The organism is Streptomyces sp. NPDC046887, from assembly GCF_040644755.1.
Classification (GTDB): domain Bacteria; phylum Actinomycetota; class Actinomycetes; order Streptomycetales; family Streptomycetaceae; genus Streptomyces; species Streptomyces lichenis.
This window is the reverse complement of sequence record NZ_JBEYXH010000004.1, coordinates 154,733-175,163: the sequence shown is the minus strand read 5'-3', so window position 1 is coordinate 175,163 and position 20,431 is coordinate 154,733. Positions and strand designations below refer to the sequence as shown.

Here is a 20,431-nt window from a genome sequence, read left to right as displayed (position 1 = left end):
CCACCCGAGATTCCGCGCAAGGAGTGGTAATGGCTACGCACGAGAGCGGGACGAACGAGGAGGGGAGCGGCGGGCCGCTGGCCGGGGTCCGCGTCATCGACCTGGCCACCGTCGTCATGGGTCCCTACGCCGCGCAGGTCCTCGGAGACCTCGGCGCCGACGTCGTCAAGATCGAGTCACCCCGGGACACCGTCCACAACGGCATGACATACCGCCACCCCGGAATGACACCACTGCATCTGAACGTCAACCGCAACAAGCGCAGCATCAGCCTGAACCTCAAGGAGGAGGGCGACCGCGACCGGGCCCTGCGGCTGATCGCCCGCTCCGACATCCTGATCTGCAACATGCGCGTCGGTGCTCTGCGCCGCCTCGGCCTGGACTACGACAGCATCGCCGAAGCGAACCCGCACCTCGTCTACGTGCACGCCCAGGGCTTCCGCCCCGACTCCGACCGCGCCCGGCTCGCGGCCTACGACGAGACCGTGCAGGCCGCCTCCGGTTTGGTCGACCTGGCCGAGCGGGCCGGAGACATCGGTGTGCCGACCGTCCTGCCGAGCATCCTCGCCGACAAGGTGGCGGCGCTGACGATCGTCCACTCGGCACTCGCCGCCCTGGTCCACCAGCGCGCCACGGGCGAGGGCCAACTCGTCGAGGTCCCCATGACGGACGCCCTGCTGGCGTTCAACCTCGTCGAGCACCTGGACGGGCACACCTTCGACCCGCCGCTCGGCCCGACCGGCTTCCCCAACTCCCTGCTCAAGGGCCATGGGGCCCGGCGGACGAAGGACGGCCACGCGATGGTCATCCCGTACAGCCCGCAGGACTTCCGCACCCTCTTCCACGCGGCGGGCCGACCGGACCTCGCGGAGGACCCGCGGGTCAACGCCGAACGCCTTGACGTACGCAACGACGCCGCCGACCTCCTGGACCTCCTCGAATCCGTCACCCCGGCCCTCACCACCGACGAGTGGGCCGAGGTGTGCACCGAACACAGCATCCCCTTCGGGCCGGTACTCCGGCTGGAGGAGGCGACCGGCGACCCCTACGTCCAGGACGGCCATCTGCTCGACGTCGCCGAACACCCCACCGAGGGCAGCTACCGGGTCATCGGCATCCCGACGGCCTTCTCCGCCACCCCGGCCTCCGTCCGGCGGCACGCGCCCCGGCCCGGCCAGGACACCGACGACATCCTCAGCGAACTCGAAGGCAGCCGCTCATGAACACCTCCGGCACCACTGGCACCTCCGACCCCCGCGCCGGCGGGGAGAGCACCGCGACCGCGGCCGTCACCACCGAGCAGGCCGGATCCACGCTCGTGATCACCATCAACCGCCCCGCGGCCCGCAACGCGGTGGACGCCGCGGTCGCCCAGGGCCTCGCCGGGGCCGTCGACCGGCTGGAAGCCGACCCGGCACTGCGGGTGGGCGTGATCCAGGGCTCGGGCGGCACCTTCAGCGCCGGCATGGACCTCAAGGCCGCCGCCCGCGGCGAATCCGCCGAGATCCCCGGCAAGGGGTTCGCGGGCCTGGCCGAAACCGAGACGCACAAGCCGCTGATCGCCGCGGTGGAGGGCTTCGCCCTCGGTGGCGGCTTCGAGATCGCCCTCGCCTGCGACCTCGTCATCGCCGCCGCCGACGCCGTGTTCGCGCTCCCCGAGGTCAAGCGAGGACTGATAGCGGGCGGCGGAGGAGCCATCCGGCTGCCCCGGCGCATCCCCCACCACCTCGCCATGGAACTGCTGCTCACCGGCCGCACCGTCACCGCCGACCGCGGCGCCGAACTGGGTTTCGTCAACACCGTCACGCCACCCGGCCAGGCCCTGCCCGCCGCGCTGCGCCTGGCCGAGGAGCTCACCGGCAACGCCCCCCTCGCCCTGGCTGCCGTCAAGACCGTGGTCCGCCTCGCCGACCGGCTGGACGAACCGGCCGCGTTCGCCGCGCAGCGCGAGCAACTCGCGGCCCTGGGGCGGTCCCAGGACCTCGCCGAGGGCATCCGCGCCTTCACCGAGAAGCGCGCACCCCACTGGACCGGACGCTAGGAGGACCGCGCCATGCGCGCCGAGGACGTTCCGCAGGCGGCGATCACGCCGCTGACCCGGCCGGCGTACGCACCGGTCACCCCCCGGTTCACCGACCGGGAGTACCTCAACATCGTCTACCGCACCGACCCCGAGGCGCTGCGGGCCGTGGTGCCCGAGCCGCTGGAGATCGACGAGCCGCTCGTCCGGTTCGAGATCATGAAGATGGGCGACGCCACCTCCTTCGGCCCCTACGTCGAGGGCGGCCAGGCCATCCCCGTACGCCTCGGCCGGGAACGCGGCGAGTACCTGCACGCGATGTACCTGGACAGCTTCGCCGCCACCGCCTCGGGCCGGGAGGCCGGCGCCTACCCCAAGACCATGGCCCGGCCCGCGCTCTTCGCGGAGGAGGGCGCCCTGGTCGGAGTCCTGGACCAGGGCTCCGTCCGCGTCGCCACGGCGACCATGGGCTACAAGCACCACGCTCTCGACCTCGGTGCGGCACGCGCGCAGATCACCGTGCCGACGTACATGCTCAAGTTCGTCCTCGGCTACGACCAGCGGCCACGGGTCGCGGACCTGGTGCGCACCGAGATCTCCGACATCGTCGTCAAGGAGGCCTGGACCGGTCCGGCCCGCCTCCAGCTCTTCGCGCACGTACTCGCCCCGCTCGCCGACCTGCCGGTACGGGAGGTCGTCTCGGCCAGCCACATCATCGCCGACCTCACCCTGGCCGGCGTCCGGCCGGTCCACGACTACCTCGCCTGAGCTGCCGGAACGAGAAGGACTCATCATGAACCACCACAGCACCGCACACCCCGGCGACACCATCTCCACGGTGGCCGTGGTCGGCGCCGGAACCGTCGGACTGGGCTGGGCGGCCCTGTTCGCCGCCCACGGGCACACCGTGCGCCTCACCGACCCGCGCCCCGACCTGGCGGAGACCCTCGACGAGGCACTGCCCCTGCCGGCCGCGAGCCTGCACACGACCGCGCGGGACCTGCGCGAGCGCATCCAGGTCGTCGCGAACCTCGCCGAGGCGGTCCACGACGCCGACCTGGTGCAGGAGAACGGCCCCGAGCGGCTGGAACTCAAGCAGGAGCTCTTCGCCGACATCACCCGGCACGCGCCCGGCCACGCCGTCCTGGCCTCCTCCAGCTCCGGCATCGTCCCCTCCGCCATCGCCCGGCGGCTGCCCGACGAGGCCGCGGCCCGGATGCTGGTCGCCCACCCGTTCAACCCGCCGCAGGTCGTCCCCCTGGTGGAACTCGTGCCCGGGACGCGCACCAGCGAGCGGACCGTGGCGCGGGCCGCCGGGTTCTACCGGTCGCTGGGACGCGTCCCGGTGCGCCTGCGCAAGGAGATCGAGGGCTTCGTGGCGAACCGCCTGCAAGGCGTGGTGCTCCGGGAGGCGTTCCGCCTGGTGGCCGACGGCGTCGTCACCGCCGAAGAGCTCGACACCATCATGAAGACCTCACTGGGCGGACGCTGGGCGGTCGTCGGCCCCTTCGAGAGCTACCACCTCGGCGGCGGCCCGGGCGGCATCCGCCACATGATCGAACACCTCGGCAAGGGCCTGGACCAGGCGGACGGCACCCCCGCGATCGGCGAGGCCGCCCTCGCCCGCGTCATCGAGCAGACCGAGGCCGCCTACGGCACCGGCCCCGCCGCCTACCGCGCCCGCGCCGAACGACGCGACCGCGGGCAGCTCGCCGTGAACACGGCGGTCGCCGACTGACGCCGCCCGCCGGCACACCTTTGACGGACCCCCACACGGAGAGGGACACACCCATGGCACGGCATGTCACCACCGACCCCGACTTCTTCGGCTTCGCCGCCCTGCTCAGCGAGGCGGAGCGCGCCGAACTGGCCGACATACGCGCCTTCCTGGAGCGGGAGCTCGCGCCGCTGGCGGACGAGGCCTGGCAGAAGGCGGAGTTCCCGGACGGCGTCTTCGGGAAGTTCGCCGAACTCGACCTGGCCGGCCGGTCCTACCCGGAGTACAGCGGCACCGGCAAGAAGCGCCGCAGCGCCCTGTTCCAGGGCTTCCTCAACCTGGAGCTGAACCGCGTCGACCCCTCGTTCGCGGTGGCCGCCGGCGTCCACACCGGACTGGCGATGGGCAGCATCGACGGCGGCGGCAGCCAGGAGCAGCGCGACCGCTGGCTGCCCGACATGGTGGCCTTCCGCAAGATCGGCGCCTTCGGCCTGACCGAACCGGAAGGCGGCTCCGACGTCGCCGGCGGCATGCGCACCACCGCCCGCCGAGAGGGCGACACCTGGGTGCTCGACGGCGCCAAGCGCTGGATCGGCAACGGCACCTTCGCCGACCTGGTCGTCATCTGGGCCCGCGACGAGGCGGACGGCAACGTCAAGGGCTTCGTCGTGGAGAAGGGCACCCCCGGCTTCACCGCCGAGAAGATCGACGGCAAGATCGCCCTGCGCGCGGTGCAGAACGCCGACCTCGTACTGGACGGCGTACGGGTGCCGGAGGAGAACCGGCTGCAGCGCATCGGCAGCTTCCGGGACACCGCCGAGGTACTGCGCGCCACTCGCGGCGGTGTCGCCTGGCAGGCCCTCGCCATCGGCGTACGCGCCTACGAGCTCGCCCGCCGGTACGCCACCGAGCGCGTCCAGTTCGGCCGGCCCATCGGCGGCTTCCAGCTCGTCCAGGACCTGCTGGTGAAGATGCTCGGCAACATCACCGCCATGTTCGGGGTCGTCACCCGCCTGGCCCAGCTCGCCGACGCCGGCCAGGACACCCCCGAGCAGGCCGCACTCGCCAAGGCCTTCACCACCACCCGGATGCGCGAGGTCGTGGCCTGGGCGCGGGAGCTGTTCGGCGGCAACGGCATCGTCCTGGAGTACGGGGTCGCCAAGCTCTTCGCCGACGCCGAGGCGGTCTACTCCTTCGAGGGTTCGCGCGAGATGAACACTCTCATCGTCGGCAAGGCCATCACCGGGCAGAGCGCCTTCGTGTGACGAGACCCCCGCCCGGCCGCCTGCGGGCATCGCGCGGACCGGTTCCCAGCCGCATACCGCACCCCTGCGGCCCGTCGCTGCACGCCGGGCCGCAGGGGTACGACGACGGCATCGAAGGTTGTCCCGTAACTGATGGTCAGAGGTGAGTCGATCTAGCCGTGGCTGGTGTGGTCCCGGCGTCGGGGCCCGTGTGGACAGGTCCGTTCACCGGGCCGAGTCCGCGGCGGTTCAGCAAGCGGATCACCGCGTAGCGGCGCGAGGGAGCCGATCCGGTCCGCAAGGGCCGGCCATGGTCGCTGCCGCTCAAGGATCGGGCGCTGCTGGTGCTCACGACGCCCGGCCGGGAACCGCTCCCCGGCCGGGCGCCGCGGTGTGCGGTACGGGCCGGACCGCCGCGGGTGGGGTCAGGGGAGGCGCAGCATCGTGGCGCAGCGGTGGAGCTCGGCGGCCAGGGTCCGGCAGCGGCGGAGCAGCGGCTCGTCCGGGGTGGGCGCGCCGTGGTCGCCGGTGGTGAAGTCGGCGGGGCAGGACGCGACCTGGGTGGGCACCACCCAGCCGCCCAGCGCCTTGGCGACCGTCCGCAGGTGTTCGCAGACCACGCCGCCGGTGCGGGGGCCCGAGCCGTGGGCGAGGAGACCGACGGCGGTGTCGGCGAGCCAGTCCCCGGGCACCTCGTCGAGGGCGGACTTCAGCAGACCGGAGTAGCTGGCGTGGTGCACGGGGCTCGCCAGCACCACCGCGTCGTAGCGCCGGGGGACCTCGTGCAGCCGGGGCGCCGAGGGCGCCGCGAGTTCCAGCGTGGTCACGGTGGCACCCCGGCCGTGCAGGGCGGCCCCGACCACCGAGGCGAGCGCGGTGGTGCCGGAGGCCGTCCGGGGGCTGCCGCTGATCAGCAGGGCGTGCATGGCGGGGGTGTCCGCTCCTCGGTGGCTCACGCCGCGCCGACGCGGGTCCACGGCGCCGGGCGGCCGAGCGCCTGGCGGGGCTTGCTGTGCGCCCAGTGCCGTACGGAGGCGGCCATCACGCCGTGCGGGTCGGCCACCGTGCGGGTGGGGGTGAAGGGCTCGCTCATGCTGGTGTAGCTCTGGAACATGGCGAGCAGCCGGACGGCCTGCTGCTGGACGGGGGAGAGCCACTGCTCGGCCAGCGGCAGGAAGAACCGGTTCCAGCTGTCGGTGGAGACGGTCGGCGGGACGGCGATGGGCTCGACGCCGTGTTCGGCGCGGAAGGCGTTGAGGGTGTCGCAGGTGACGCGGACCAGTTCCGACAGCCGCATGCTGCCCTGTCCGGCGGCGATCACCTCGGTACGGGGCGTGGCGGGCGCCGGGCCGAGGGCGGCGCCGGCGACGACCTCGGCCACCTCGTCCACCGGGGCTATCTCGGCGAAGCCGTCCGGGTCGCCCACGACGACCGCCGCCAGCCCGGAGACCAGGGCCGGGAAGAGGCTGTACGGGCCGGAGAAGCGGCCGATGGCGCCGTCGGCGCGGCTGCCCAGCACCAGCGGAGGCCGGACGACGGTCACCGGCCCGCGGTGCTCGCCGGTCACGATCTCCTCGCACACGGCCTTGGACCACTCGTAGCCGTTGCGGTAGCCCTCGAACTCCTCGCCCCGCAGGTCCTCGGCGGCACGGACGCCGCCGACGTAGGCGGTGGAGACATGGACGACATGGGTGCCGGGTCCGGCCAGGCCGAGTACGGAGCGCAGGGTGCGGACGTTGGCGTCGGCGGCCTCCTCGCGGGACATCGTCCAGCGGGTGGAGGCGGCGGTGTGCACGATGACGTCCCAGGGCCGGTCGGTCAGCTCGGCGGGGGCGAGTGCGGCGCCGATGTCCCAGGCCACGGGCGCGGGTTCGGCGGCTGGTGCCGCCGCGGGCGTGGCGCGGCGGGCGGTGCGGACCAGTTCGTGGGCGCCGCCGGGGTTCGCCGCGGCGAGGCGGGCGGCGACGTCGGCGCCGACCACACCGGCGGCGCCGGTCAGAAGGATGCGCATGAGGGGGACTCCCGGTGGTTCAGGTGGCGGATCGCAGGACGAGGCAGGCGTTCTGCCCGCCGAAGCCGAAGGAGTTGGACAGCACCGGAGCGCTTCCCACCCGCCGGGGGCTCCCGGCCACGACGTCGATCCGGTCGGACTCGGAGGAGGTGGCCAGGTTGGCGACGGGCGGTACGACACCCCGTTCGGCGCAGGCCAGAGCGATGACCGCCTCCAGCGCGCCGGACCCGCCGATCAGGTGCCCGGTGACGCCCTTGACGGCGGTCACCGGGGGCGCCTGGCCGTTGAAGCAGCGGTGGATGGCGGCGGCCTCGGCACTGTCGTTGGCCTGGGTGGCGGTGCCGTGGGCGCTGATCTGGCCGATGTCCCCGGGCAGCAGCCCGGCGTCGGCGATGGCGTCCGCCATGCACGCCGCGGCGACCGCCCCGTCCGTGTGCGGGGCGACGATGTGGTGGGCGTCCGCGTTGGTGGCGTACCCGGCGATCTCGCCGAAGATCGGCGCGCCCCGGCGCAGCGCCGAGTCCAGGCGCTCCAGGACGACCATCGCGGCGCCTTCGCCCATGACGAAGCCGTCGCGGCCGGCGTCGAAGGGGCGGCTGGCCAGCAGCGGGGCGTCGTTGCGCTGGGAGACGGCCTGCATCCGGGCGAAGCCGCTGAGCATGAAGGTCGTCACGGCGGAGTCGAAGCCGCCCGCGACGGCGACGTCCAACTCCCCGTACTGGACGCGGCGGGCGGCCTCGCCGATGGCGGTGGCGCCGCTGGCGCAGGCCGTCGCGTAGGTGTTGCAGGAGCCCTGGAAGCCCCAGCGCATGGCCACCCGGGCGGCGGCCGAGTTGGCCATGGTGCGGGGCACCGAGAAGACGGGCATGGCGGTGGGCTCGGCGTCGTGGTCGCGCACCAGCCCCTCCATCGTGGGCAGTCCGCCGATGCCCGTGCCCAGGTGCACGCCGACCCGGTTCGGCGCGAGGGCGGGCAGCCCGGCCTGCTCGACCGCGTCCACGGCGGCGCACAGGGCCAGTTCGGTGGGGCGGTCGATCTGGCGCAGCTCCCGCCGGGTGATGTAGGGGGCGAGGTCGAAGTCCGGCACCCGGCAGGCGATGTGGACCGGTGACCCGGCGGCCACCAGGTCCTTCTGGACGGCCGCGGCGGTGGACCGGGCGGCGAGCACGGTCTCCATCACCTCGTCCAGGGTCAGGCCGGCCGGGCTCTTGACGCCGATGCCGGTGACCACGACCCGCGGGCGGTCCGGCCCGGACCCGGTACGGGGCCGGCTCACGACCGGCCCGCCGTACGCTCGGCGAGCAGGGCGGCTGCCTCACCCACGGTGTCGGCCCGCACCAGGTCCTCGACCGAGATCTGCACATTCAGGGAGCGTTCCAGCTGGGCACCGATCGACATCAGTTCCAGGCTGTCGATGCCGTAGTCGGCGCGCAGGTCGGTGCTCTCCACGATGGCGTCGGGGGAGGTGCCGAGCACCTCGGCGATGGTCTCGCGGAAGACCGTGAAGACGTCGTCACCGGTGCGGTCGGCTGCCGGGCCGGCGCTTTCGGACGAGGTGGGAGCGCCGGAACCGGCGGGGTCAGTGGGCTTGCTCATGGGGGTCCTCCGTGCGTGCGGTGGGGAGAGGGGGCCCGTCGCCGGGCCGGTGGCGGCTGGAGCGGGGAGGGGGTGTCAGGCGGTCAGCCCGCTCCGGGCCGCGCTGAGGGCGGAGTCGAGGATGTCCAGGGCCTCGTCCAGCTCGGCCTCGGTGGTGACCAGCGGCGGCAGCAGCCGCACGGTGGTCGGGCGGCCCAGGCAGGGCGAGACCAGCAGGCCCTTGTCGGCCAGCGCCACCACGGCCTCGCCGGCCGCGCCGGGGCCGGTGAAGTCGATCCCCCACAGCAGTCCGCGGCCGTGGTGGCCGGCCATCACCTCGTCATGGCGCTCGCCCAGGTCGCGCAGGCCGGCGGCCAGCCGGTCCGCCAGCGCGGCGCCGTGTTCGGCCAGTTCCTCCACGGCGTCCAGGGCGGCGGGCAGCGCGGCGCAGCTCAGCGGATGCCCGCCGAAGGTCGCCGAGTGCAGGAACGGGTCCTGCTCCAAGGGCCGGTACAGCTCCTCGGTGCACGCCACGGCCGACAGCGGGACCACCCCGCCGCCCAGCGGCTTGCCGACCAGCACGGCGTCCACGGGCAGGCCGTCGGCGAGGGCCACCGAGCGCTCGCCGCAGCGCCGCAGCCCGCACTGGATCTCGTCGGCGATGGCGAAGGCGCCGTGCGCGTGGGCGTCCTCGCACCACTGCCGCAGCACCTCGGTCGGCAGCGGCACCGCGCCGTTCTCGCCCTGCACGGGTTCGAAGACCACCGCGGCCACCGGCGCCCGGTCCAGCTCCGCCCGGACGGCGCCGGGGTCCCGCGGGTCGATGTGGACGGTGTCGATGTCGGCACCCCGCAGCCCGGCCCGGAACAGCGGGCTGTGCGTGAGGGAGAGGGCACCCAGCGTCTTGCCGTGGTACCCGCCGGTCACCGCCAGTACCCGGTCCCGGCCGGTGGCCAGCCGGGCGAGCTTCACCGACACCTCCACGGCGTCGGCCCCGTTGAGGCCGAAGTAGACCTTGGGCAGGGACCCGCCGAGGTAGTCGGCCAGCCGGGCCGCCGCCCGCGCCGCCACCGGGTTGGCCAGGCTGCGGGTGGAGGTGGGCATCCGGTCGAGCTGCCCGGCCACGGCGGCGACCACTCCCGGGTGGCGGTGCCCGAGGAGGGCGACGGCGTAGGAGCCGAAGTCCAGTGCCGTACGGCCGTCGGAGAGCGTGACACGGGCGCCGAGCGCGCTCGACTCCACCGCGCCCCGGCCGGCGAACTTGCCGGTGAGCGCGAGCTTGGGGGACTGGTGGCGGCGCAGCTGGTCGAACACCTCGCCGGCGTCGGACGGGGTGGTCGTGGACGGGGATGCCAAGGCAGCCTCCTGCGGGCCGGAACGGAACGGGGGTACGGGGTGGGGGCTCATGAGCCGGAGACGCCCGGGGCGCCCGTGCCAGAGGCTCCCGAGGCACCGGTGAGCCGCTGCTCCAGGGCGTGCAGCATCTGCTCCGCGTTCTCGCGCAGGGCGGTGGCGGCGACCGGGTTGAGCATCTCCGCGAGCAGCGGGATGCCGATGTCGAACTCGACGGTCAGGGAGACCAGGCTGCCGCCGTCCTCGGACGGGCGCACCCCCCAGTGGCCGACGAAGTGCGCGAGGTCGCCGCTGACCTGGTGGAAGTCGAAGCGCCGGGCGGTGTGGTCGAGCCGCTCGGCCTCCACCCACTCCAGCTGCGAGCCCTTGAGGAAGACGGACCAGGCGGTGGTCCGCTCGTCCGCGCCGGACTGCTCGACGACCGTGACCGAGCGGACGCTGTCCATGCAGCCGGGGTAGCTCTCGACATCGACGACCGCCCGCCAACTGGCTTCCGGCGGAGCGGCGATGGGGATCTCGACCTGGACGAGGGGCATGGGGCTCTCATTTCGTGTGGAGGGAAGGGAAACGCTGGGAGGGAAACGGCGGCGCGCCGGAGTCAGGACCTCGGAGCGAGCGCCTCCGCGCGGGCCTTCTCCAGGGCGGGCGGCAGCAGCCGCCGCAGCACGGCCCGGGGCAGCCGGCCGGTGTGGGTCAGCGCGTAGCTCTGCTCGACCAGTTCGCAGCCCAGCTCGCGCTTGGGCTCGTACGCGGTCTGCGCGAAGCGGATGTGCCGGCAGCCCCGGGAGATGGCCAGCTCGATCGCCGCGTAGTGCAGGTTGTGGTAGAGCCGCGCCCGGTGGGCCAGCCGGTAGTCCAGGCCGATCCGGGCGCCGACCGCGCCGTCCCCGCGGAACAGGCAGTGCAGATAGCCGACCAGCTGGTCGCCCTCGAAGCAGGCCACCAGGCGCTGTTCGGTGCCCTCCTGCTCGGCCAGCGCCCGGACGAACGCCTCGTCGAGCACGTCCAGGGTCTGGTCGGCCCGCTCCATGACCTGCCCGTACAGACGCATGATGTCGGGCACCAGCGGCAGGAAACCCGCGGGCTCCAGGACCTCCATGCGCAGCTCGGCCTCCGCCTGGAACTTGCGCAGCTTGCTGCGGGCGTTGCGGCGCGCCTTGGCGGGCAGCGCGGTCAGATACGCCTCGAAGTCCTCGTACGGGAGGGGGAGTTCGGTGTCGGGCAGCGAGGCGACGGTGAAGAATCCGGCGCGCTCCAGTTCCGGGGACAGCGCGGCCAGGCCGTCCGGGGCGAAGTCCTTGAACACCACGGTGCCCAGGCGGTGCCGCCGGGCGTAGGCCATCACCCCGTCCACCAGCAGCCGCGCCACCGGCGCGGGCAGCGGCCGGCCCCCGCTCGCCACATGCCCCTGGCCGACGAAGTTGCCGCAGAACAGCATCGGCACGCTCACCAGTCCGGGGAGGACGCGGGCCACCGGGGCCAGCAGCTTCCGCTCGGCGGGTCCCACCACCCGGTCGAGCCGCAGCCCGCGCACCGCGCTGAGCGGCAGCATCGCCACCGGCTGCCCGCCGGCGTCGCGCACCAGCAGGAAGGCGTACGCGTCCGGGCCGATCCGCGCGCGCCGCATGGCGGTGAACACCCCCCGGTCCCACATCGGGTCGTCGGCCGGCGCCAGGGCGTCCCACACCGGCCCGGGGATCGCCTCGGCCGCGTCCAGCAGCTCCACGCTCCATCCGGTGGCGGCCGGATCCGCCGCTGCCGAAGACTCAGCCGACACGGAGCGGCTCGCCGTCCAGTGCCGCGCACAGCGGTTCCGCCATCCGCCCGCGCGACGGCGGGTGGAAGGCCAGGCCCGCCGACGCCGACGCCAGATAGGCGCCCTCGTCGGAGCCGATGAACGCCATCCCGCCCAGGGCCTCCTGCGCCGCCGCGGTGGTCCGGGCGATGGCGTCCTGCGCCGCGTAGCGCGCGGTGAGCGCGCCCACCAGCAGCTCCTCACCCCAGTCCGGGGTCTCCCGCATGCTCCGGGCGACGGCCTCCACCGCGAGCATCGCGGCGTCCAGGTCGGTCACCAGGGCGGCCCGTACGGCGGCGGGGGCGCGCCCGGCCCGCAGCACCCGTTCCACCAGGGCGCTGGCCGTGCCCAGGTAGCCGGCGCTCATCAGCAGCTCGAACCAGAGGAAGCCGGCCACGTGCAGGGAGTCCAGCACCGCGTCGGCGGTGACATCGGTCAGCACGACCATCTGCGGGTCGAGCCGGACGTCCGCCAGGACCACCTCCTCGCTCTCGGCCCCGGCCAGCACCGTGCTGCGCCAGAACGGGCGGACGGAGACGCCCTCGGTCTCCGCCGGGACGATGGCCACCGCGAGGCGTTCGGTGCCGTCGTCGTCCGCCATCAGCACGGAGGCGGTCAGCAGGTCCATGGAGTGGGCCAGGCTGCACGGCTTCTTGCTGCCGTTGAGCACCACCTCGCCGCCCCGGCGCTCGGCGCGGATGGACGGGCGCAGGATGGACTGGCCGGTGTGCCCCTCGGCGAACCCGGACGCCAGCAGCATCCGTTTGCCGACGACCGCCTCCAGCAGCATCCACTCGAACCCGGCGCCGTGCTTGGCGGTCTCCACCAGGCTCGCGACGGAGAAGTGGTGCATGGTCGTGGCGACGGCCAGGGAGGGGCAGCGGGCGCCCACGGCCCGCTGGAGCCGTACCGCCTGCAGGGGGTCGGCGCCGATGCCGGTGTTCTGCCGCGGCACGAGCAGGGCGGCGCCGCCCGCCTCGCGGAACGCGGCGACCGCCGGGCTGCCGGGCTGTTCCAGTTCGGCCAGCGGGTGGCGGGCGAGTGCCGCGTCCAGCCCGGGGAGCAGTGCTTCGAGCACGGCGCGCTCGGTGTCGAGGAAAGCCATCGTCTCGGTCCTTCGCGTTCGGTCGTGGGGAGGTTCGGGGCGCGCGGGCGCGGCGCGCGGCGGGTACGGGGCGCGGGTACGGCGTCGCCACGCGGGGCGGCGCACGGGGTACGGCGCGGGTACGGGCCGCGGGCGGAGTGCGCGCGGGTACGGCGGCGCCGCGCGGGGTGTCAGGAGGCGGTCAGCGGGAGGTGCTCGTACACCCGCAGGCTGAAGGACTCGCGCCGCACCGGGGGAGCGGCCAGGGCCAGTCCCGGGAAGCGGGTGAAGACGCGGTGCAGGGCCACCGACCCCTCCAGCCGGGCCAGCGCCGCGCCGAGGCAGTAGTGCGGTCCGGCGCTGAAGCTCAGCACCCGGGTCCCGGAGCGGTGGAGGTCGAAGCGGTGCGGGTCGGGGAACTGCTCCGGATCGCGGTTGGCGGCGGCCAGCACGGTGGTGACATTGCCCCCGGCCGGGATCTCCACGCCGCCGATGACGGCGGGCGCGCCGGCGATCCGCTCAGTCATCTGCACGGGCGTGTCCCAGCGCAGCGACTCGTCCACGGCCCGCTCGGCCAGCGAGGGATCGGCCGCCACCTCCGCCCGCTGCTCCGGATGCAGCAGCAGGGCGTGCACGGCCTGGCCCAGCATCGCGGTGGTCGTCTCGAAGCCCGCGACGAACACCAGCAGCAGGGTGTCCACCAGCTCCTTGCGGGTCAGCCGGTCGCCGTCCTCCTGCGCCGCGAGCAGCACGGTGGCGAGGTCCTCGCGGGGTTCCGCCGCCCGGCGCAGCAGCAGGTCCTCGAAGTAGCCGCGCAGCGCGGTCACCGCCGTGTCGGCGCGCTGCCAGTCCTCCTCGGTGCGCACCGGCTCCAGCAGCCGGCTGGCGTCACCGCCCAGGCCGCGGAAGCGGGGCCGGTCGGCCGCCGGCACACCGATCAGCTCGCCCACCACCGCGACCGGCAGCGGATATCCCACCAGATCCTGGAAGTCGGCCGTGCCGCCGTGCGCGGTGGCGTCGGCGAAGGTGTCGAGCAGCCCGTCGGTCAGCTCCTCGACGGCGCCGCGCAGGGCCGCCACCCGCCGCGGGGTGAAACCGGCGCCGACCAGCCGCCGCAGCCGCGTATGGTCGGGCTGGTTCGCCCGGAGCATGGAGGAGTAGAAGAAGTCGGCGGCCGGGTGCTCGCGCCAGTCCGGCAGATGGTCCGCGCACCACTCCAGGTCGGGGGTGCGGAAGGCGGAGTCGGAGAGGACCGCCTGGCAGTGCGCGTAGGTGGTCAGGAAGTAGGTGTCGAGGTCCCGGTCGTGGTAGACGGGCTCGGTGGAGCGCAGCGCCTCCAGCGCTGGGAACGGGTTCTCCCGCCCCTCGGGTGTGAAGAGCGAGAACAGCAGCTCCTGGGAGGAGGGGCCGGGGTCGAGCGGGGTGTGGGGGTCCAAGGGGCAGTCCTCAGCGGATCGGCGTGCGGTCCCGGGTACCGCGGGGAGTCCGGGCCGCCGCGACGGTACGGACCGGCGGTACGGACGGGTCCGGGAACCCGTACCGGGGCGGTGCCAGGAGCCTGTCACCGCTCTGCTCGTACGAGCTCAACAGCGCGTCAACACAAGATCAACGCCGTTCGCGCACCGCCGGGACCCACCGGGCCGCACGGGTGGGTCACGGGCCGAGCCGCGCCTCCAGGTCGCCGGCCTCCGGCATGCCCAGCCGCCGGAAGATCCGCAGCGCCTGCCGGTGGTAGAAGGCCGCCTGCTCCGGGCGCCCCCGCGCCCCCACGGCGTTCCCGAACTCGGTGAGGATCCGGCCGAGCAGGTAGTCGTCGCCGTGCCGGGTGGCGAGCTCCCGGCCCCGCGCCGCGTGTTCCAGGGCCTCCTCCGGCCGGCCCGCCAGGTTGTACGCCTCGGCGAGCCCCCCGAGCACCAGCGCCTCCCGGAACGACGACCCCGTCCCGCGCCACAGGTCCAGACTGCCGTGCAGGCACCGCAGCGCCTCCTGGTGGCGCCCGGTGTGCAGCAGGACCTGGCCGAGCGCGCGCAGCGCGTTCGCCTCCCCCGCGCCGTCCCCGCAGGACCGCGCCAGCGCGACGGCCGCCCGGGCCGTGCGCACGGCCTCCGCCGCGCGGCCGGTGGCGAGCAGGGCGATGCCGAGGTACCCGAGGGCCACCGCCTCGCACGCCGGGCTCTCCGTCTCCCGGGCCAGCTCCAGCGCCTCGCCGAGGTGGCGCAGCGCGGCGGCGAAGTCCCGGTGCGCCAGGGCGCATCCGCCCAGGGCGTTCAGGGCGTGGGCGAGCAGTGCGCCGCGCCCCTCGCGCCGGAAGACCTCCGCGGCGCCCCGGAGCAGCGGCACCGCCGATCCCATCTCGAACCGCATGGCGAAGGAGCCGCCCAGCATGTACGAGGCGATGGCCCAGGCCACCGGGTCCCCGGCCCGGTCGGCCGCCGTCCGTACCGCGCGGGCCGCCCGCTCCAGCGCACGGCTGCGCGAGCTGTCCCGGCCCAGCGGGTCGGTCGCGACCAGCAGGCGCGCGCACAGGGACACCGGGACGCCGGGGGTCTCGGCGCCCTGCTCGACCAGGGCGAGATGGGCCGCGCGTTCGTCGAGCAGCCAGCCGGCGGCCGCCTCCTGGGCCGCCGCACGGTCCACCGGCGGCGCACCGGCCCCCGGACCCGGCGCCGTCTCCGCCGGGTCGTCGGCGGGGAAGGCGTCCCCGGCGGTCGCCAGCCGGTACGCGTCCCGGGCGAGCGCCGCGCAGCGGCGCAGCAGCCGCAGCAGCGCGGCCGCGCGCTCCCCGGCGGACCCGTCCGCGTCGGGGGACCGGGCGAACAGCCGCAGCAGGTCGTGGTAGCCGTACCGACCGGGAGCGGGCGACTGGAGCAGGCTGGCGTCCACCAGTTCCTCGCACAGCCCCTCCGCCACGGCCTCGGACCGCTCCAGCAGCACGGCCGCGCTCTGCCGGGAGAGCACGGGCACCTGCGGGACGGACAGCAGCCGGAAGGCGCGCAGCTGCTCCGGGCCGAGCAGCGCGGTGCCCAGCCGGAAGGTGGACTCCACCGCCGCCGCGCCGTCGTCGAGCTCGCTCAGCCGCAGCCGCTCGTCCGCCAGTGCCCGCGCCGTCTCCGCCACCGGCAGACCGGGCCGGGCGGCCAGCCGGGCCGCCACCACCCGCAGGGCCAGCGGCAGCCCGCCGCACCCGGCCACCACCTCCCGCGCGGCCGCCTCCTCCGCCCGTATCCGCTCCGGCCCCGCGATCCGGGCCAGCAGCTCCAGGGCCGGCCCCTCCGCCAGCTCCTCCAGATGCACCAGGGCGGCGCCGCCGAGCCCGGACAGCCTGGCCCGGCTGGTCACCAGGGCGCCGCACCGCGGCCCGGCCGGCAGCAGATCGCGTACGTGCTCCGCGTCCCGGGCGTTGTCGAGGACCAGCAGCATCCGGCGGTCCGCCAGCAACGAGCGGTGCAGCGCCGCGCGTTCGGCGGTGGCCGCCGGGAGGTGCGCCGCTGCCACCCCCTGCGCGCGCAGCAGTTCGCGCAGCACCTGGTGCGGGTCCGCGGGCCGCGCCTCCATCCCGCGCAGGTCCAGGTGGAGGATCCCGTCGGGGTAGTGGTCCCGTACGGCGTGGGCGACGCCCACCGCCAGCGCGGTCTTGCCGACCCCGCCCATTCCGCTGACGGCACCCAGCGCGGTGACGGTGCCGTCCACCAGAGCCCGCGTCAGCCGGGCGGCCACCGCGTCCCGGCCCACCAGGTCGGCGGGCGGCGGCGGCAGCCGCAGTGCGGCCGGCACCGGTACCGGCACGGTCCGGGCCGGGGTCCGCCGCGCGTCCCCATCGGCCGACGCGCCCGTTTCCGGCGAACGGCCCGCCGTTTCGCGGACCGGGCCGGCCTCCGCCGGGGTGGCGGCCGGGTGGGACCCGGGTGCTGCGGAGTGGGTTCCCGCCGGTCCCAAGCGGGTCCCCGTCGGTCCGGGGCAGGCCTCGGAGCCCGGATGCCCCGGGGCGTCCGGCCGGAGGGTGTCCGCCCCGTCGCCCACCCCCGGACCGGCGAGTATCCGCTCCCGGGCCCGCTCCAGCGCCGGACCCGGCCCGGACCCGCCGGCCTGGAGCAGCGCGTGCCGGGTGCGGTGGTAGACGTCGAGCGCCTCCGTCTGCCGCCCCGACTCGTACAGCGCGGTCACCAGCAGCTCCTGCGTCCGCTCGCGCCGGAGGTGGGACGGCGCCAGGGTACGGAGCTGCTCCAGGGCCGGACCGTGGGCGCCGAGCCGCAGCTGCACCGCACACCGCGCCTCCACCGCCGCCAGCCACCGTTCGCGCAGCAGGGAGCGCTGGGCGGCCGCGAACGGGCCGGGGACTCCGGCCAGCGGTTCGCCGCTCCACAGGTCCAGCGCGGTGCCGTACAGGGTGAGCGCATCCCCCAGCCGCCCCGCGCGCAGGGCGCGTTCGGCACCGCCGATGTGCCGCTCGAAGACGGTCAGGTCCAGGGCGTCCGGCAGCAGGCGCAGCGCGTAGCCGCCCGGCCGGGTGACCAGCACCCGGGCGGCGGTACGCGGAGGGCGCCCGGGCTCCAGCAGACGGCGCAGCCGGGCCACATGGCCGCGCAGGGCGGCGGGCGCCCCGTGGGGTACGGCTCCGCCCCAGACGGCGTCGATCAGCGTGGTGGTGCTGCCGGACCGGCCGTGGCGCAGCAGCAAGGCGGCGAGCAGGGCCGCGGTCTGGGGCGGTCGCACCTCGCTCTCCGCTGCTCCGGTCGCGACTCGCAGGGGGCCGAGCACGCGGAATTCCACGGTCGTCGGAGCCGTGGCGTCGGCACCCTCCGGCCCGGGGACGCGGTGCGATGACGGCATGGGGACTCCAGGTGACGGGATGACGGGAAACAGGGGGAGAAACGGGGAGACGGGAAACGGGGCCCGTCGGAGGGGCAGCGGGGCGGCGCCCGGAACGCAGGCTCCGCCGAGCGCCGAGCGCCGAGCGCCGAGCGCCGAGCGCCGAGCGCCGAGCGCCGAGTGTTGGAGGCCGGTGCCCGGCGACGGCAGGCGGTGCCGGTGGCGCCCGCCACGCGGGGGCGCGCTGCGGCGGCCTCCCGGCAGCGGCGCGGCCCGGGCGGCGTGGCCCACCCCGGGCGGAACGCGCCCGGGCCGGGCTGTTTGCGCCCGCCGGAGCCGTGCCGTGCCGTCCCACGCCGATGCTGCCGGCGGAAGGTGGTGCCGCCGCCCGACGGCGATGCCGTGCCGTCGGAGGGCGATGCCACCGTCCGACGCCGTGCTGTGCCGTGCGACGCCGTACCGTGCCGTGCGACGGTGATGCCGACGTCAGGAGGCGATGCCGTCGCCGGCGTTGTGGCGGACCGGCGGGTCCGGGGGGAACAGCGGTGTGGCGGGCAGGTCGGCGCGGGCGGGCGGCGGGGCGTCCTCCCATCGGACCGTCACGGCGAACTCCCGCAGCAGCGCGTGGACGTGGTACCGGCCGGGGGTGGGAGACTCCAGCCAGCTCAGGTCCACGAGCTGCTCGCACAGTTCGCGCGCCTGGTGCGAGCCGACCCCGAGGACCGGTGCGACCGCCAGCGGGCCGAACCGGCCGTCGGGTTCCCGGGCCAGGGCCACCCGGGCGAACACCGATCGCAGCCGCTCCGGTAGTCGCGTGTAGTCCCGGCGCAGGGCCCCCTCGACCGACAGCTCGGCGAGCGCCAGCCGGGACAGCCCGTGTCGGTCCGTCAGTTCCGCCGTGACCGCCGCGACCGCCCACGACGGCCGGGTCGCCAGTCGGGCGATCGCGACCCGCAGGGCCAGGGGCAGCCCGGCGCACCGGTCGACGAGCTGTGCGCAGGCCAGTGGCTCGGCCGCCACCCGCTCCGCCCCGAGGGCCGTCTCCAGCCAGCCGAGCGCCTCCGCGCGGGGGAGCACGCCCAGATGGACGTGGTGGGCGCCGGCCAGCGCGGTGAGCCGGGTGCCGGCCGTGACGAGCGCGGCGCAGCCCTGACCGCCCGGCAGCAGCGGGCCAAGGGCGGCGGTGTCGGCCACGTTGTCCAGCAGGACTAACACCCGGCGGGCGGCCAGTTCGGAGCGGTAGAGCGCGACCAGGTCGGCCAGGTCCTCGGGAAGCCGCCGCCCGGGGGAGGCGAGCGAGCGGAGGAAGGAACTCAGCACGGCCACCGGGTCCTTCGGGACCTCGTCGGGCCCGCGCAGGTCCGCGTACAACTGGCCGTCGGGGAAGGCGTCGCACACCCGGTGGGCGGCGTGCACGGCCAGCGTGCTCTTGCCCACCCCGGTGGTGCCCGAGACCACCACCACCGGCGCCGCATAGCCGGAGCCGGCGGTCAGCCCGTCCACCACGGAGCGGACCTCCTCGGACCGTCCGGTGAAGTCCGCGATGTCGCGCGGCAGTTGTGCCGGACGCGGAAGCCGGGTCGGCGGCGGCGCGGTGCCGTCCGCACCGGGTGGCGGTCCGTCGCCTCCGGAGGGCGTGTCCGCCGCACCGGTCGCCGTCCCCGGGCAGCCCGCTCCGTCCACCGCCGCCCACGCCTCGGCAGGCGTTCCGCACCGTGCGCCGCCCGCTGGGCCGAAGCCGGCGGCGGGACCAGGGCCGGCCGGGTAGCCGGCGCGGGTGATGCCCTCAGCCAGCGCGGACATATGGCGGCCGGGGTCGAGGCCGAACTCCGCCGCCAGCATGCGCCGGGTGCGGTCGAACACCGCCAGCGCCTGCCCCTCCCGGCCGTTCAGTACCAGGGCCCGCATCAGCAGGGCCGCCAGGCGCTCCCGCAGCGGATGGCGCTCGGCCAGTTCACGGAGCTCGCCCAGGACGGCCGCGTGCCCGCCCAGTTCCACCTCCAGCTCCAACCGCGCCTCCAGCGCGTCCAGTCGGCGCGCTACCAGCCGGGACCGCTCCTCCTCGATGCCCGGCCCGGCCAGCCCGGCCAGCGGCTCGTCGCCCCACAGGTCCAGCGCGGCGCGCAGCAGGTCCCGCGCCTCCGCCGGCCGCCCCGCGGCCCGGGCGCGGTCGGCGGAGGCCACGTCCCGCTGGAACCGGCCCAGGTCCACCGCCTCCGCGGGGACGCGCAGCGCGTACCCGCCGCGCTCCGACACCAGCAACCGCGGTGTACGCGGTGCACCTTCCGCCGTGGCATCCGGCGGCTCCAGCAGTTTGCGCAGCCGCGACACATAGGTCCGCAGGGTGCCGACGGCCCGCGCCGGCGGATCCTCGCCCCACACGGCGGCCACCAGCGTCGCCACCGGTACCCGCGCGCCCTGCCGGGCCAGCAGCAGCGCCAGCAGGGTCTGTTGCTGGCGTGAGCCCAGATCGAGTTCCCGCTCCCCGCGCCAGCCGCGCAGCCGATCGAGCAGCGCGAATCGCGGTGTGTCGGTCCCAGTGGTCATGTCGTGCCCCCTCGAGTCGTACTGCCCCACCGGTCGGGGACGGCCCGGTCACGGCCGCCCCCTCCTCCCGTGTCCCCCCACACGAGAAGGAGCGGAGCATGGCGGGGGCCCCACACGCCGGTGCGGGGTGGAGAGTTCTTGCACCGTGCCGGCGCCGAGTCTCACCGCCCCTCCGACAGGAGGCCCCTGATCAGCCATTTTCACCCATGCCAGGCGGTGACCGATCCCTGGTGCGCTGCGAACGTGCAGCCTGCACCCGGGCAAGGCCATCGACGA

At 75.2% G+C, this 20,431-nt stretch carries 16 protein-coding genes and 1 pseudogene; 6 read left to right on the top strand and 11 right to left on the bottom strand.

Translation table 11 applies throughout. The features are described 5' to 3' along the window. The first annotated feature begins 29 nt into the window (after window positions 1–29). The 6 genes and pseudogenes from ABZ945_RS06770 to ABZ945_RS06745 form a co-directional block, all read left to right on the top strand. Window positions 30–1,223, top strand: coding sequence for a CoA transferase (locus ABZ945_RS06770; protein WP_361265012.1), 1,194 nt, complete (start codon window positions 30–32; stop codon window positions 1,221–1,223). Beyond that, the gene (locus tag ABZ945_RS06765) at window positions 1,220–2,041 is read left to right on the top strand and encodes a crotonase/enoyl-CoA hydratase family protein (RefSeq protein ID WP_361265009.1); all 822 of its coding nucleotides are present in this window, start codon (window positions 1,220–1,222) and stop codon (window positions 2,039–2,041) included. The genes ABZ945_RS06770 and ABZ945_RS06765 overlap by 4 nt, the downstream gene beginning before the upstream one ends. A gap of 12 nt (window positions 2,042–2,053) precedes the next feature. Next, entirely contained in the window at window positions 2,054–2,788 is a 735-nt protein-coding gene (locus ABZ945_RS06760) for an acetoacetate decarboxylase (protein WP_361265007.1), read from the top strand. A gap of 25 nt (window positions 2,789–2,813) precedes the next feature. Beyond that, on the top strand, window positions 2,814–3,758 hold the full coding sequence (locus tag ABZ945_RS06755; RefSeq protein ID WP_361265005.1) for a 3-hydroxyacyl-CoA dehydrogenase NAD-binding domain-containing protein: 945 nt from the start codon (window positions 2,814–2,816) through the stop codon (window positions 3,756–3,758). Between the two features lie 53 nt (window positions 3,759–3,811). Continuing rightward, the gene (locus ABZ945_RS06750) at window positions 3,812–5,002 is read left to right on the top strand and encodes an acyl-CoA dehydrogenase family protein (RefSeq protein WP_361265002.1); all 1,191 of its coding nucleotides are present in this window, start codon (window positions 3,812–3,814) and stop codon (window positions 5,000–5,002) included. Between the two features lie 158 nt (window positions 5,003–5,160). Beyond that, window positions 5,161–5,328: pseudogene (locus ABZ945_RS06745) on the top strand (IS5/IS1182 family transposase); the annotation flags it as partial. A 78-nt stretch (window positions 5,329–5,406) separates the two neighbouring features. Here the strand turns inward: ABZ945_RS06745 and ABZ945_RS06740 are convergent. The 11 genes from ABZ945_RS06740 to ABZ945_RS06690 form a co-directional block, all read right to left on the bottom strand. Beyond that, window positions 5,407–5,907 (bottom strand): NADPH-dependent FMN reductase, encoded by a 501-nt coding sequence (locus ABZ945_RS06740; protein ID WP_361264998.1) that lies wholly within the window; start codon window positions 5,905–5,907, stop codon window positions 5,407–5,409. 26 nt (window positions 5,908–5,933) lie between these two features. After that, complete coding sequence (locus tag ABZ945_RS06735) at window positions 5,934–6,992, bottom strand: SDR family oxidoreductase (RefSeq protein ID WP_361264994.1); 1,059 nt, start codon at window positions 6,990–6,992, stop codon at window positions 5,934–5,936. A gap of 19 nt (window positions 6,993–7,011) precedes the next feature. Further along, window positions 7,012–8,268, bottom strand: a complete 1,257-nt coding sequence (locus ABZ945_RS06730) for a beta-ketoacyl-[acyl-carrier-protein] synthase family protein (RefSeq protein WP_361264991.1) — start codon at window positions 8,266–8,268, stop codon at window positions 7,012–7,014. After that, the gene (locus ABZ945_RS06725; RefSeq protein ID WP_361264988.1) at window positions 8,265–8,588 is read right to left on the bottom strand and encodes an acyl carrier protein; all 324 of its coding nucleotides are present in this window, start codon (window positions 8,586–8,588) and stop codon (window positions 8,265–8,267) included. The genes ABZ945_RS06730 and ABZ945_RS06725 overlap by 4 nt, the downstream gene beginning before the upstream one ends. Window positions 8,589–8,663: 75 nt before the next feature. Continuing rightward, a complete protein-coding gene (locus ABZ945_RS06720; protein ID WP_361264985.1) occupies window positions 8,664–9,923 on the bottom strand; it encodes an aspartate aminotransferase family protein in 1,260 nt (419 codons plus the stop codon). A gap of 47 nt (window positions 9,924–9,970) precedes the next feature. Further along, on the bottom strand, window positions 9,971–10,456 hold the full coding sequence (locus ABZ945_RS06715; RefSeq protein WP_361264982.1) for an SRPBCC family protein: 486 nt from the start codon (window positions 10,454–10,456) through the stop codon (window positions 9,971–9,973). A gap of 62 nt (window positions 10,457–10,518) precedes the next feature. Continuing rightward, on the bottom strand, window positions 10,519–11,697 hold the full coding sequence (locus tag ABZ945_RS06710; RefSeq protein ID WP_361264979.1) for a GNAT family N-acetyltransferase: 1,179 nt from the start codon (window positions 11,695–11,697) through the stop codon (window positions 10,519–10,521). Then, on the bottom strand, window positions 11,687–12,820 hold the full coding sequence (locus ABZ945_RS06705; RefSeq protein WP_361264975.1) for an acyl-CoA dehydrogenase family protein: 1,134 nt from the start codon (window positions 12,818–12,820) through the stop codon (window positions 11,687–11,689). Before ABZ945_RS06705 ends, ABZ945_RS06710 begins: the two co-directional genes overlap by 11 nt. 170 nt (window positions 12,821–12,990) lie before the next feature. Then, on the bottom strand, window positions 12,991–14,235 hold the full coding sequence (locus ABZ945_RS06700; protein WP_361264971.1) for a cytochrome P450: 1,245 nt from the start codon (window positions 14,233–14,235) through the stop codon (window positions 12,991–12,993). A gap of 217 nt (window positions 14,236–14,452) precedes the next feature. After that, window positions 14,453–17,512, bottom strand: coding sequence for a BTAD domain-containing putative transcriptional regulator (locus ABZ945_RS06695; RefSeq protein ID WP_361264968.1), 3,060 nt, complete (start codon window positions 17,510–17,512; stop codon window positions 14,453–14,455). Window positions 17,513–18,094: 582 nt separating this feature from the next. Next, window positions 18,095–20,155, bottom strand: a complete 2,061-nt coding sequence (locus ABZ945_RS06690; RefSeq protein WP_361264965.1) for a BTAD domain-containing putative transcriptional regulator — start codon at window positions 20,153–20,155, stop codon at window positions 18,095–18,097. Window positions 20,156–20,431 lie beyond the last annotated feature (276 nt).